We start from the raw sequence: 12,661 nt of genomic DNA on the forward strand, positions 1-12,661 counted from the left end.
CTTTCTCTTTCACTGGCCTCCTCGCCTTGTCGTTTTGGAGTGAGCATGACCAGCCTGTCTGTCAGCCCCGTACTTTCTTCCTCCGCTTCTGCGGCCGCCGCGACGGCGCGTGCGCAAGCCGCCCTGGTCAGCAGCGCAAAAGACACCACGTCGGCCACGCCCGTGACACCTTCCACGGTGCTGGAAATCTCCACTCCCAAAGCCAAGCCGGTGTACGCCCTGCCCACCTACAGCGGGCCGGCCTGGGCCATGGCATTCAAGGATGCCATCAGCACCCGCATGGCAGGCAATAGCAGCATGGGCAGTCTGGTCGGGCAGTGGGGCCAGTTGGGCGGCATGTTGCTGTCGCACCTGTCCAGCAGCAACACCGGTTACAGCCAAACCCTGCTGTCCCGCCCGGATGCCACGGGCGATCTGGACATGCAGATGCGCGGCGTGCGTTCTGGCGCGGCCACGGCCAGCCTGGAGATTACGACCCGCTCCGGGCAGAAGGTGCAGTTGCAGATTGCCGTGAACAGCGGCAAAGGTCTGCATGTGGAAATTCAAAGCAGCGGCCCTTTGAGCGCCACCGAACGCGAGGCGCTGGCCGCGCTGTCCGAGGGGCTGGACCGTGCCCTGGCCGGGCTGGGGCAGGAGGGCGGCCCGCAGATCGACCTGTCCGGCCTGATGGACTACGACCGCAAGGCTTTCGCGGGCCTGAACCTGTCCGTCAGCGTGCCCGAAGGCAGCAACACCCGCCTGCAAGCGCTGCACCTGCGCCTGGACGACCAGCGCCAGTCGCTGGAGCTGAAAACCGACATGGGCGGCAACATTGCCATCAATCTGAACCCGGCTACCGCCCTGGCCAGCGCTGATCCGGCACACAAACAAGCGGCGCTGAATCAGCACCTGCAAAACATCCACGCCGCTGCCCAGCGCAGCCATGCGGATGCTGACTTGGTGGCGCTGTTTACCAGCAGCTTTGCGCAGATGCACGGCCTGCCCGCCTCCGCTGCGCCGCAGGCGTTGATGCCTGCGGCCCTGGGCGCCCAGGTGGCCCCGCTGCTCAGCGGGCTGGCCGATTTCGAGGCCAGCTTCAGCGGCGACTTCCAGCGCACCAACCGCTGGGGCGCAGTCACCGAGCAAGGCCATACCGACTACCAAATCAGCCAGCGTACCGACAGCCGCTACCGTGCCGACACCGGCAGTCTGGCGCTGGAGCAGACCGTGCATACCGCGCTGGACGGCCACATCGCCAAGGCACTGCTGCCCGACGGCATGCTGGACATGCAAAACGGCAATTACGAACTGCACACGCTGCGCGACCGGCAGACTACCCGCACCCGCATCGCCGCCGAGGACGGCCTGCTGACCCAGGCCGAGCAAACGCACGACGCGCAGCAGTTGCTGACGGTGCAGAAGTTTGTCGAAAACCACCTGCAGGAACAGTACCAGCGCCCGCACCAGGAGCAATGGGTGAAGCAGTTGCTGGCGACGCGCTAAGAACGTGTTTACGATCTCCACGCGGGTGTGCAGTCGCGGACTCGGGCGCTCTGCGGCGTTGCAAATCCTCGCCATAGCACCGCTATGGCTGCGGTTTGCGCCTGGCAGCCCATCCCGATCCGCTTCCCGCACCCCTTCGCGCCGAGATCGTAAACACGTTCTAACTAACGCGCCTTGGCCAGCGCCTGGGCTTCGCGCCGGGTCATGTCCCAGGCGACGCGGGCCAGCCAGGCCACGGCCAGGGCGCTGCTGATGCCCACCAGCCACTGGCCCAGGCGGATCTGGTCGTCCTGCAGGTAGGCGTTGCACAGGCGCAGGGGGCTGTCGATATAGAGCAGCCCGACAATCGCCGTCATGCCCAGGAGGTTGCCCAGAAAGAAAAATTGCAGCACCGCCCCGGCAGGCCGCCAGGACAGGGCCAGTCCTGCCCCGGCCATCAGCAGGGCGCTGCACTTGGCCGCTTCCACTTCCGGGCGCAGCAGGGCCAGATCGAGGATGCGCGGCACCATCAGCACGGCCAGCACGGTGGCGCACAGCACCAGCCCGGCGATGCCGTGCCGGTTCCAGCCGTCCAGCCAGCGGCGGGCCTGCGGGGGCAAAGCCAGCGCCAGGGCTGCGCCCGCCAGCAGCAGCAGGGAAAATTGCAGCACCATGTGCCGCCACATGCTGGCTTCCAGCCAGGGGCGCAGGCCTAGGGCCAGGAGCAGGCAGAGGTTGCCAACACCAAGGAGCAGCGCCGTTCTTTGCAATGAAAACAGGCGTAGTCCTTTATCCAGCAAGCGCTGCAAGCTATCAAAGAAAGCCATCGACTTCATGCCGCCCCCGGCTGCGCCGTGGCCGTTGGCGGCGTGGCGGCTTGCCGCGCCAGATGGCGGGCGTAGTTCAGCGCCAGTTCCTGCTCGGCCAGATCGAAGATGCGCACCATGCGGCCCCGGGCATCGAAGACGAGCAGGGCGGCGTTGTGCTCGTAGTCGCCCATGCCGTCGGGGATGACGACGACGCCCAGCCCGCGCAGCAGTTGCTGTTGTTGCCGGGCGTCGGCCACGCGGGCAAAGCGCCAGAGTGGGGCCTTGGCCCCCATGGTCTGGGCGTAGCGGGCAAGGATGGGCGGGCTGTCATAGGCGCCGTCGAAGCTGATGGACAGCAATTGCACGCCAGTGTCCCCCTGCTGCTGCAACTGCGCCTGCATTTCGCCAAAGCTGCCGCCCAGGCTCAGGCACACGGTTTTGCAGCGGGTGTAGAAGAAGTCGGCAATGGTGACCTGGCCGCTGGCGGCCAGCAGGCCGGGCAGGGCGGCGGGGGCGATGCCGGGGCCGTCCACCACGACGTCCGGCAGGGGCAGGGGGCGCAGCGCCACCTCCAGGCGGCGGGCGCCTTCGTCCGTCCAGACCTGGAAGTCGTGCGTCAGCCACGCTGCGGCGCCGTAGCCGCCCAGCAGCAGGGCCAGACTGAGCAGCGTGGTGCGCAGCATGTTCTGAACCTCCTTTTGATAGCTGTTTTCGTCAGTTCAGCAAGGCTTTCAATGCCTCACCGCCTTCAAATGGCGCAGTTCGTGCGCTACCAGCTTCTCTTTCGGTAGCGACGAGGTCGGCGGCAATCGCATCGGCCTGGTTGCCCCAGGTGCTGCGGATGTGGGTGAGCACGGCGGCGATCTCGGCGTCCGACAGTTGCGGGAAAGGCGGCATCATGCCGGCGTAGGTCTGGCCCTTGACCGCGATCTCGCCGACGATGCCGTGCAGCAGGATGTTGGCCAGCACCTTCGGCTCGCCCACCACCCATTCGGAACCGGCCAGCGGCGGGAAGACGCCGGGCAGCCCTTCGCCGTTGGCCTGGTGGCAGGCGGCGCAGTTGGCGGCAAAGACGGCGGCGCCATCGACCGCCCCGCCTGCGCTGCCCGCTGCGGCCTGGGTGCCGGGGCGCAGGTCGGCCAGGGAGCGCATGTCGCCCAGGTCGGTGCGCTCGATGGGGGGATTGACCAGCAGGTAGACGATGCCGAACAGCACCATCCCCACGGCGACCAGGGCGGCCAGCCAGGGCATGGGGCGGATGGATTCCTCCGGGTCGGCGTTTTCGCGCAGTTCCTGCGGCTGGATTTCGAGTTTGTCAGGCATGGTGGTTTCCTCCGGCAGCATCACTGCGCAGCAGCGCCCTCGGGTTCGGGCGGCAAAACGGGGTAGTTGCGCTTGAGGCTTTGCAGGTATTGCACCAGGTCGAGCGCTTCGGGCGTGGCGACGACGACCTTGCCCTCGGGGCTATGGCCGGGCGGCAGCTTGACCTCCACCTCGCTGGGTTCGACCTGGGCCTGGTCCTTCACCTCGAACAGATAGGGGTAGGACGGCATGATCGACCCCGGCACGTAGGCCCGGGGCTGGTACAGGTGGCCCAGGTGCCAGTCCTGGCTGGGCTGGCGCACGCCGATGTTCATCAGGTCCGGGCCGGTGCGCATGCTGCCCAGCAAGTGGGGCTTGTCGTAGACGTAATCGGCCGGCACGGTGGCGCGGCCCCAGCCGCGTTCGGCGTCCGGGCCGAAGCCCTTGTCGCGCGGCTGCTGCGAGTGGCAATAGACGCAGCCGTTGGCGATGTAGCTGTTGCGCCCGCGCAGCTCGGCACTGGTGTAGGGCTTGAGCCCTTCCGGGGCCTGGATGTCGCGCACCTGGACATAGGGCAGCACGACCAGCGCGGCGGTGGCTACCGCCAGGGTCGCCAGGGCGCCCGAGGCGAGTTTGACTTCACTTTCCATGACGAACCTCCAGGGCAGCAGCAGCGGTGGCAGGGTCGCCCCACAGGGCCGGGCCGGTGCGCTGCGATTTTGTGTTGAGGAGCAGGGCCAGCAGGTGGCCGGCAAACACCAGGTGGCTGGTCACCATCAGGGCGCCGCCCACGCTGCGCCATTGCAGGTAGGGGATGGTCACGGCCACCGAATCCATGAAGGGTTTGGCCGCGTCCAGCATGTAGGTGCCTTGCAGCCAGCCGCCGATCGTCAGGAAGACGAAGTAGATCATCGCCCCGCCCGCAGCCAGCCAGAAGTGCACGGCAATCAGGCGCGGGCACGGCCATTCGCGGTGCAGCACGCGCGGCAGCATGAAGTAGATGGCGCCGAACAGCACCATGGTGACGAAGGCGTAGGCCCCCAGGTGGGCGTGCGCCACGGTGAAGTGGGTGAAGTGGGCCACCTGGTTCACGGCCCGCAGCGCCTCGAACGAGCCTTGCAGCGAGGACAGCATGTACATCACCGCGCCGAACGCCATGAAGCGCAGCGTGGGCGAATACTTCACCAGGTGCGCCCGCCCGCGAATGGTGCAGGCCATGTTGATGGTGAAGGCCAGCACGGGCACGATCATCATCATGCTCTGCACGATGGACAGGGTGACCATCCAGCCCGGCACCGGCCCGCCCACCAGGTGGTGGCCGCCGACCTGGCCGTAGAAGAAGGCCAGCGTCCAGAAGCCCAGGATCGACAGGTTGTACGAGCGCACGGGCCGCCCGATCACCTTGGGCAGGAAGTAGTAGATGATGCCCACGCTTACCGGCGTGAACCACAGGCCCAGCACGTTGTGGCCGTACCACCAGTTCATCGTCGCCTGCTGCACGCCGTAGTGCACGCCGGGCAGCTTGCCGATGGTGAACAGCAGGATGATCCACAGCAGGGCCGCCAGGTGGTACCAGCTGGTGACGTACAGGTGCTTGGCCGTGCGGTGGCGCACGGTGTTGAACACGTTCACGGCAATCAGCACCAGCCCCAGGCCGACGAAGATGCCGATCTGCCAGGGGATTTCCAGGTACTCCATCCCCGCCGTCCAGCCAATGCCGATGGCGCCGATGCCGCTGGCCACGCCGATGTTCAGGAAGATGGCGCCCAGCACGATCCACGGCGCACCGTGCAAGGTCGTGCGCATCAGGCGCGGCGTCAGCCAGACGATGGCGGCCAGGGCGGCATTGGTGATCCAGCCGTAGAACACCGCCGTCAGGTGCATGGTGCGCATCCGGCCAAAGGTCTGCCACGCCTCGGCCACCAGCCAGTCGGGCATGTGCAGCTTCAGCGATGCCGTCAGCCCGGCGATCGACCCCAGCACCAGCCACAGACAGGCGAACACGATCAGCAGCAAGGTCGGCCAGCGCGAGGACTCGTCGGCCAGCATCCGCTGCTCGCGGGTGAAGTCGGTGTCCGGCTCGTTCTGCCAGCGCTCGTCCGGCGTCCTGGCGTTGGTGGCGTTGATCGCCTTTTGCAGACGCTCGCGGTCGTGCGCGGTCAGCGTCGGGTCGTCGGCCAGGCCGATCTCGCCGGGCGTGAAAATCGCCGATGCGGCGCCGGGGTTCTCCACCAGCAGGCCCTTGCGCATCGACCACATGAAGGCGAACAAGCCTATGAGGGAGAGCAGAAAGGCCGCCAGCAGACTCAGGACGGTGCTGTTCATGTCAGGCTCCAGGGGTTCTTTTTTTGCACCCAGGGCGGGTGCTTTCTTAGAACCTGTTCACGATCTCCGCGCGGGTGTGCAGTCGCGGCCTCGGGCGCTCTGCGTCGTTGCAAATCCTCGCGATAGCTCCGGCTATCGCTGCGGTTTGCGCCTAGCAGCCCATCCCGATCCGCTTCCCGCACACCTTCGCGCCGAGATTGTGAACAGGTTCTTAGCCAATTGGATGCCTGTTGTGCCGTCCTGTCAGAAGGGCTTTGATCTTCTGGCGCTAGCATCATGGTTAATAACGAGATTTGATTTATCTTAAAAAGATGTCTATATAACCGTGCGCGTGAACCAAAAAAAGAGGCCGCCATGCCGATCCTTCCCCCGATTCCTGCCAGCCACCTGCGTATCCGGCGGGCCTATGTGCCGCCCGCCGCCGAGGACGGCGCCCGCATCCTGATCGACCGTTTGTGGCCCCGGGGCGTGAAGAAGGAAGCTTTGGCCCTGCACGGCTGGCACAAGGAGCTGGCCCCCAGCACGGCGCTGCGCCAATGGTTTGGCCACGACCCGGCCCGGTGGGAGGAATTTCGCCGGTGCTACCGGGCCGAACTGGCGGCGCAGGAATCCGCCCTGGCCGCCTTGCGCGAACTCGCCCGCGCCCAGGTGGTGACCCTGGTCTATGCGGCCCGCGACGAGGCGCACAACAACGCCGTGGTCGTGCGCGAGGCGCTGCTGCACATGGGCTGAATTTCTGAAAAAAATAGCTGTTTCCGCCTTTAAATAAAGAATTCCAATATGATTTATATTTGAAATCGTTTATTCAAAGGCGGAATCAGCTAGTTATTTGATAGCTTGAAGGCGGCAGGCCGATTCCGGCCCGGGATCAGAAATCCGCCACCAGCGACAGCCGCACATTGCGCCCCGGCTGGCTGTAGGCATCGATGGTTGCGGAGTTGGCCGCCTGCCCGTACACATCGGCCCAGCGCCAGTATTTGCGGTCGGTCACGTTATGGACGGACAGGTTCAGCCGCACATCCTTGCGGGCACGCCATTGCAGCCCCAGGTCGAGGGTGGTGGCCGACGGCGTGGCGAACTGGGTGGTGCCGGCCTTGTTGTTGCCAATCGACACCAAATCGATGTCTTTGTCGCGCTTCGCCGCGTAATGGCGGGCATTGGCGTACACGCCCCATTGCGGCGTGTCGTAGCGCAGGCCCATCGAAAGCTGCGCCGGTGAAATGGAATTCAATGGGGCGTTGCTTTCCAGGTCCCGGCCCCGGCTCTGGCCGTAGGAAAACGAGGTGCGCAGGCGCCCGTCGGCCCATCCGCCGATCTGGCCCCAGTCGTAAATGCCTTTGAGTTCAAAGCCGTAGATCTTGGCGCGGGAGATGTTGACGGTCTGGAAGACCTGCTTGGTCGGGGTGCGTTCGACCAGGCGGGCATCCTCGATGAGATTGCTGTAGCGGTTGTAGAAGCCGACCAGGTCCAGGCTCAGGCGCTCCATGCGGCCACGCAGCCCCAGTTCTATGCCCCGGCTGCGCTCGGGTTTCAGGTCGGGGTTGGCGATGATGTAGTTGTCCACCACGATGCTGGAAGGCGGCGGCAGCGGTGCCTGGGCACGGAAGCGGTCATTCACTTGCCCGGCTTCGGGCGCCCGGTAGCCGGTGGCGTACTGGCCGAATACGCTCCACTCGGGCGTGGCGCGGTAGAGCAGGCCGAGCTTGGGCAGCACGGCGCTGCCCGACATATCCTTGGCCGGCTGGGGCGCGGGCGGAAAGTACAAATCCTGGTTTTGCACGTCGATGCGGAAGTGGTCGATGCGCAGGCCCGGCGTGATCGTCCAGTCGCCCAGCACCGTTTCGTTCTGCACGAACAGGCCCGCGCTGATTTCATGCGTATCGGGAAAGCGTTTGAGCGGGAACACCTCCGGGGCCAGGGGCGCCTGGCCGGTATACAGGTTGCTGATGTCGTTGCGCACGTAATCCAGCCCGTAAACAAAACGCGATGACCAGTCCTTGCCACGCAGCACCTTGTCCGCTTGCAGCCCCAGTTGCCAGGTTTTTTCCTGGTAGCGGTTGTCGCGGATGCGGTGGACGCCGCTGTTCAAAAAGCTGTCGCCCACGCGGTGCGACTTTGCGTGTTGTACGGAAACAACTGCGCGAACATGGTCGGCCCACGCGGTTTGCAGGCCAAAGCGCCCATCCCATGCCAGGCGGTTGCGCTCGATCCGGCTGTCCGTGTATTCGTCTACCACGTCGTTGGGCTTGGTCGGTGTGGCAATGCGGCTGGAGAGCAAATCCGCGTCGAGCTTTTTCTGCGAATGCTCCACGGTAAAAGTGTGGCGCTGCACGCCATCGGGCTTCCACACCAGCTTGCCCAGCACGGCCCGGTCTTCGGTATCCAGCGGGTCGGCCTTGGTGCGGTGGTTGTTGGCCGCGCCGTTGTCGCCCATGGTCTGCATGGCATGTCCCTTGCGGCCGGAGGCCGTCAGCATCCATTGCACGCGGTCACTGGCCTGGGCGGCCACGGTGCCGGTCAGGGTGGTGCTGCGGTCTTCCTCGCTCCAGCCTGCGGCGATGCGTCCGCCCACGGTTTTGGTGCTGCCGTCGTCGGCTTTCAGGAAGTCGCCAGGGTCGTGGGTGACGAAATTCACCACCCCCGCCATGCCGTCGCCGCCGTACTGCGCCGAGGCCGGGCCGCGTACCAGCTCGATGCGCTTGAAGGTCTCCAGCGTCAGGTATTCCCGGTCGAACATGGCCGAGCGCGAAACGTAGCTGCGCGGCATCCGGATGCCGTCCACCGTCATCAGCACCCGGTTGCCGCCCAGGCCGCGAATCTGGATGCCCATGTTGCCGTCGCGTGCGAATGCTGCCGAGCCTGCGCCCACCGCCAGCCGTGCCGGGCTGCTGCGCACTTCGGTATTGGGCAGGTCTTGCAGGGCCTGGCGCAGATTGCGGCTTTGCTGGTCGCGCAGCCCTTCTTCGCTGACGATGTCGGCCGACAGGGGCAGGTCGTCATTGGCCTGTTCGTGGCGCGAACCGCTGACCACGACGGTGGGCAGCGTGGCATGGGCCGAGGCCGGCGCAAGCTGGGCCTGCGCGGTGGGCAGCAGGCCGTAGGCCAGTGCAATGCCCAGGCTCAGGGTGTGCCAGCGGGCGCTTTGCGCCCCCGCACGGGAAGGTGCAAAAGAAGAAGAAAAAGCCATGGCAAAAGGGTGAGAAAAGTCTAGGGGTTTTCCCGCAAATTATCGAGGGAATTGGAAAAAATGTTGTGAAAGATCTATGCCACGTTTGTATTTGAGATAAATCAATAGAAACCACTTCCTCGGTATACACAATGACCGAAAACCCTACCGCTTTGTCGCAGCCCACGGTAGGGTATCCCCTAGGACGGGAGGGAGTTTCGGGCGGCGGCATAACAAGGAGTTTCCTGCATGAAAACCCGCAAACTGACCAGTCTTATCGCTCTGGCGCTGTCTTCCATGGCGCTTGCAGCGGTGGCGCAGCCTGCCAAACCGGGCGCACCCACTACATCCACCAAAGCTGCCGAGGCGCAATACCAGGGCGCCGCTTCGCCCCTGGCCGATGCCAAGATGCACCAATCGAGCAACCCCAAGGCCCCTCCGATGACCGAGGAGGAATTTGCCCGTGCCCGCCAAATCTATTTTGAGCGCTGTGCAGGCTGCCACGGCGTGCTGCGCAAAGGCGCCACCGGCAAACCGCTGACCCCGGACATCACCAACGAAAAGGGTACGGACTACCTGAAGGTGTTCATCGCCTACGGTTCGCCCGCCGGCATGCCCAACTGGCTGACTTCGGGCGAGTTCGACGAAGCCACGGTGGACCTGATGGCCCGCTACATCCAGCACGATGCGCCCACGCCGCCCGAGTTCTCCTTAGCGGACATGGAGGCTTCCCGCAAGGAATACATCCCTGTGGACAAGCGTCCGACCAAGAAGATGAACAACTACAACATCGAGAACATCTTCTCGGTGACCTTGCGTGACGACGGCACGATCGCCCTGATCGACGGCGACACCAAGGAAATCATCAACATCATCAAGACCGGCTACGCCGTGCACATCTCGCGCCTGTCCGCTTCGGGCCGCTACCTGTACGTGATCGGCCGCGACGCCCGCCTGAACCTGATCGACCTGTGGATGGAAAAACCCGACAACGTCGCCGAGATCAAGGTCGGTCTGGAAGCCCGTTCGGTGGAAACCTCCAAGTTCAAGGGCTGGGAAGACAAGATCGCCATTGCCGGTACCTACTGGCCGCCCCAGTTCGTGCTGATGGACGGCGACACCTTGAAGCCCAAGAAAGTCGTCGGCACCCGGGGCATGGACATCAACAACGAGTACCACCCCGAGCCGCGCGTGGCAGCCATCGTCTCCAGCCACAAGAAGCCCGAGTTCCTGGTCAATGCCAAGGAAACCGGCAAGGTCTGGATGGTGGACTACACCGACCTGACCAATCTGAAGACCAAGCAGATCGACACGGCCAAGTACCTGCACGACGGCGGCTTTGACGCTTCGGGTCGCTACTTCCTGACCGCTGCCAACGCTTCGGACAAGATCGTGGTGATCGACACCGAGGAAAGCAAGCTCGAAGCCATCGTGGACGTGGGCAAGATCCCCCACCCGGGCCGTGGCGCCAACTTCAAGCATCCGAAGTTCGGCCCCGTCTGGGCAACCTCGGGTCTGGGCGACGAGAGCATTGCTCTGATCGGCACCGATCCGAAGAAGCACAAGGCCAACGCCTGGAAAGTGGTGGAAACGCTGAAGGGCCAGGGCGGCGGTTCGCTGTTCATCAAGACCCACCCGAAATCCACCAACCTGTGGGTGGACACCACGCTGAACCCCGATGCCAAGATCAGCCAGAGCGTGGCCGTGTTTGACATCAACAACCTGGCCAAGGGCTCGCAGATCATCGACATCGCCGCCTGTGCCGGGTTGAAGGACGATGGCGCCAAGCGCGTGGTGCAGCCTGAATACAACAAGGCTGGTGACGAAGTCTGGTTCTCTGTCTGGAGCGCCAAGGACAAAGAATCTGCTATCGTTGTCGTGGATGACAAAACCCGCACTTGCAAGACGGTGATCAAAGACCAGCGCTTGATTACCCCGACCGGCAAGTTCAACGTCTACAACACTCAGCACGACGTGTACTAATCACGGTGTCTGAAGGACGGGGAAGGCAGGTTTTGTCGCACCCGTCCTTTTTCTTTCACTTATTACTAGGAGCTTCCGTATGAAAAAGCTTGCTCTGATGACGGCTCTGGTAGCCGGCGCTTTCGCTGCTACCCCCGCCATGGCCGACCCCATGGCCAACATGACCAAGGCGGGCTGCATGGCCTGCCATGCCAAGGACAAAAAACTGGTCGGTCCTTCGTTCCAGGAAATCGCCGCCAAGTACAAGGGCCAAGGCAAGGAAGCCACTCTGTTCGAAAAAGTGCGCAAAGGCGGTGCCGGCTCGTTCGGCCCCGTGCCCATGGCACCCAACAGCGCTGACAAGATCAACGACGCCGACCTGAAGGCCGCCATCGATTTCATCCTGAAATCCTGATGGATGCTGCGCAGACCGCTGCGCCTTGCAACAAAGCCACCCGTGTTCTGCACCGGTGGCTTTGTTTTTTCCGGGTTCAGCCCTCGCTGCGTTGCGGGGCGGTCAGTCCCAGATGCCGCCACGCGGCCTGCGTGGCCATGCGCCCGCGCGGGGTGCGTTGCAGAAAGCCCTGCTGGATGAGGTAAGGCTCGATCACGTCCTCGATGGTGCCGGCATCCTCGCCGATGCTGGCGGCAATGTTGTCCACCCCGACCGGGCCGCCGTCGAAGCGGTGGATGACGGCCTCCAGCAGCTTGCGGTCCATCACGTCGAAGCCTTCCGGGTCGACGTCCAGCATGGCCAGCGCCTGTGCGGCGATGTCTTGGGTGATGCTGCCGTCGCCCTTCACGTCGGCAAAGTCGCGCACGCGGCGCAGCAGCCGGTTGGCGATGCGCGGCGTGCCGCGCGAGCGGCGGGCGATTTCCATTGCCCCGGCGGCGTCGATGGGCGCGTGCAGCAGGCGGGCGCTGCGGGTGACGATGCGTTCCAGCTCCTGCGGGGTGTAGAACTCCAGCCGCGCCACGATGCCGAAACGGTCGCGCAGCGGGTTGGTCAGCATCCCGGCGCGGGTGGTGGCACCCACTAGGGTGAAGGGCTGCAAGTCCAGCTTGATCGAGCGGGCCGCCGGGCCTTCGCCGATCATGATGTCGATCTGGTAATCCTCCAGCGCGGGGTAGAGGATTTCCTCCACCACGGGCGAGAGGCGGTGGATTTCGTCGATGAACAGCACGTCGCCCGCTTCCAGGCCGGTGAGCAGGGCGGCCAGGTCTTTGGGCTTTTCCAGCACCGGGCCGCTGGTCTGGCGAAGCTGAACGCCCAGTTCGGCGGCGATGATGTGCGACAGCGTGGTTTTGCCCAGCCCCGGCGGGCCGAACAGCAGGACGTGGTCGAGCGCCTCGGCCCGCTTCTTGGCGGCGCCGATGAAGATTTCCAGCTGCTCCCGCGCTTTGGCCTGGCCGACGTATTCCTCCAGCAGCTTGGGGCGCAGGGCGCGTTCCAGCGCCTCCTCGCTGCGCGAGGCGCTGGTGGCGGCAATCAGCCGCGGGGCCGGTGCGGCGGCACTGTCGTGGCCCAGGCCGAAATCTTCGGTGTGGATGCTCATGGTTTTGTTAAATCTGTCGCCTTGCAGTGACTTGGTCCTGAAAACATAGCTTATTCCGCTGGTATTTACAGGTTTTCAGA

General features: G+C 64.4%; 11 protein-coding genes. 4 read left to right on the plus strand and 7 right to left on the minus strand.

The features are described from left to right. Nucleotides 1-45 precede the first annotated feature (45 nt). Complete coding sequence (locus tag ACFO3A_RS08305) at nucleotides 46-1,482, plus strand: hypothetical protein (protein WP_377725559.1); 1,437 nt, start codon at nucleotides 46-48, stop codon at nucleotides 1,480-1,482. Nucleotides 1,483-1,646: 164 nt separating this feature from the next. Here the strand turns inward: ACFO3A_RS08305 and ACFO3A_RS08310 are convergent, their stop codons facing one another. The 5 genes from ACFO3A_RS08310 to ACFO3A_RS08330 are packed head-to-tail and all read right to left on the minus strand — an operon-like array spanning nucleotide 1,647 to nucleotide 5,897. Beyond that, on the minus strand, nucleotides 1,647-2,297 hold the full coding sequence (locus tag ACFO3A_RS08310; protein WP_377725561.1) for a hypothetical protein: 651 nt from the start codon (nucleotides 2,295-2,297) through the stop codon (nucleotides 1,647-1,649). After that, a complete protein-coding gene (locus ACFO3A_RS08315; RefSeq protein ID WP_377725563.1) occupies nucleotides 2,294-2,953 on the minus strand; it encodes an SCO family protein in 660 nt (219 codons plus the stop codon). Before ACFO3A_RS08315 ends, ACFO3A_RS08310 begins: the two co-directional genes overlap by 4 nt. A 31-nt stretch (nucleotides 2,954-2,984) precedes the next feature. After that, complete coding sequence (locus ACFO3A_RS08320; RefSeq protein WP_377725564.1) at nucleotides 2,985-3,593, minus strand: c-type cytochrome; 609 nt, start codon at nucleotides 3,591-3,593, stop codon at nucleotides 2,985-2,987. 20 nt (nucleotides 3,594-3,613) lie between these two features. Further along, entirely contained in the window at nucleotides 3,614-4,222 is a 609-nt protein-coding gene (locus ACFO3A_RS08325; RefSeq protein ID WP_377725565.1) for a cbb3-type cytochrome c oxidase subunit II, read from the minus strand. Beyond that, the gene (locus tag ACFO3A_RS08330) at nucleotides 4,212-5,897 is read right to left on the minus strand and encodes a cbb3-type cytochrome c oxidase subunit I (RefSeq protein WP_377725567.1); all 1,686 of its coding nucleotides are present in this window, start codon (nucleotides 5,895-5,897) and stop codon (nucleotides 4,212-4,214) included. The genes ACFO3A_RS08325 and ACFO3A_RS08330 overlap by 11 nt, the downstream gene beginning before the upstream one ends. A 354-nt stretch (nucleotides 5,898-6,251) precedes the next feature. On the opposite strand from ACFO3A_RS08330, the gene ACFO3A_RS08335 reads away from it, so the two are divergent. Beyond that, nucleotides 6,252-6,629, plus strand: coding sequence for a DUF488 domain-containing protein (locus ACFO3A_RS08335; protein ID WP_377725568.1), 378 nt, complete (start codon nucleotides 6,252-6,254; stop codon nucleotides 6,627-6,629). Between the two features lie 136 nt (nucleotides 6,630-6,765). On the opposite strand, the gene ACFO3A_RS08340 is transcribed toward ACFO3A_RS08335, so the two are convergent. Beyond that, nucleotides 6,766-9,084, minus strand: coding sequence for a TonB-dependent hemoglobin/transferrin/lactoferrin family receptor (locus tag ACFO3A_RS08340; RefSeq protein ID WP_377725570.1), 2,319 nt, complete (start codon nucleotides 9,082-9,084; stop codon nucleotides 6,766-6,768). A 228-nt stretch (nucleotides 9,085-9,312) separates the two neighbouring features. Here ACFO3A_RS08340 and ACFO3A_RS08345 point away from each other — a divergent pair, with 228 nt between their 5' ends. Together ACFO3A_RS08345 and ACFO3A_RS08350 are read left to right on the plus strand one after the other, a co-directional pair. Further along, a complete protein-coding gene (locus ACFO3A_RS08345) occupies nucleotides 9,313-11,046 on the plus strand; it encodes a cytochrome D1 domain-containing protein (protein ID WP_377725571.1) in 1,734 nt (577 codons plus the stop codon). A gap of 79 nt (nucleotides 11,047-11,125) precedes the next feature. Further along, nucleotides 11,126-11,440: a c-type cytochrome gene (locus tag ACFO3A_RS08350; protein ID WP_377725573.1), complete on the plus strand. Its 315-nt coding sequence runs from the start codon at nucleotides 11,126-11,128 to the stop codon at nucleotides 11,438-11,440. Between the two features lie 76 nt (nucleotides 11,441-11,516). Here the strand turns inward: ACFO3A_RS08350 and ruvB are convergent, their stop codons facing one another. After that, on the minus strand, nucleotides 11,517-12,581 hold the full coding sequence (gene ruvB / locus ACFO3A_RS08355; RefSeq protein ID WP_377725574.1) for a Holliday junction branch migration DNA helicase RuvB: 1,065 nt from the start codon (nucleotides 12,579-12,581) through the stop codon (nucleotides 11,517-11,519). Nucleotides 12,582-12,661 lie beyond the last annotated feature (80 nt).

It is taken from the genome of Comamonas nitrativorans, from assembly GCF_042654765.1.
Lineage (GTDB): Bacteria > Pseudomonadota > Gammaproteobacteria > Burkholderiales > Burkholderiaceae_C > Comamonas > Comamonas nitrativorans.

What these genes read in the sequence shown, in the direction of transcription:
- ACFO3A_RS08305 (WP_377725559.1), top strand. Translation starts at nt 46, where the DNA reads ATGACCAGCCTGTCTGTCAGCCCCGTACTTTCTTCCTCCGCTTCTGCG.
- ACFO3A_RS08310 (WP_377725561.1), bottom strand. Translation starts at nt 2,297, where the DNA reads ATGAAGTCGATGGCTTTCTTTGATAGCTTGCAGCGCTTGCTGGATAAA.
- ACFO3A_RS08315 (WP_377725563.1), bottom strand. Translation starts at nt 2,953, where the DNA reads ATGCTGCGCACCACGCTGCTCAGTCTGGCCCTGCTGCTGGGCGGCTAC.
- ACFO3A_RS08320 (WP_377725564.1), bottom strand. Translation starts at nt 3,593, where the DNA reads ATGCCTGACAAACTCGAAATCCAGCCGCAGGAACTGCGCGAAAACGCC.
- ACFO3A_RS08325 (WP_377725565.1), bottom strand. Translation starts at nt 4,222, where the DNA reads ATGGAAAGTGAAGTCAAACTCGCCTCGGGCGCCCTGGCGACCCTGGCG.
- ACFO3A_RS08330 (WP_377725567.1), bottom strand. Translation starts at nt 5,897, where the DNA reads ATGAACAGCACCGTCCTGAGTCTGCTGGCGGCCTTTCTGCTCTCCCTC.
- ACFO3A_RS08335 (WP_377725568.1), top strand. Translation starts at nt 6,252, where the DNA reads ATGCCGATCCTTCCCCCGATTCCTGCCAGCCACCTGCGTATCCGGCGG.
- ACFO3A_RS08340 (WP_377725570.1), bottom strand. Translation starts at nt 9,084, where the DNA reads ATGGCTTTTTCTTCTTCTTTTGCACCTTCCCGTGCGGGGGCGCAAAGC.
- ACFO3A_RS08345 (WP_377725571.1), top strand. Translation starts at nt 9,313, where the DNA reads ATGAAAACCCGCAAACTGACCAGTCTTATCGCTCTGGCGCTGTCTTCC.
- ACFO3A_RS08350 (WP_377725573.1), top strand. Translation starts at nt 11,126, where the DNA reads ATGAAAAAGCTTGCTCTGATGACGGCTCTGGTAGCCGGCGCTTTCGCT.
- ruvB (WP_377725574.1), bottom strand. Translation starts at nt 12,581, where the DNA reads ATGAGCATCCACACCGAAGATTTCGGCCTGGGCCACGACAGTGCCGCC.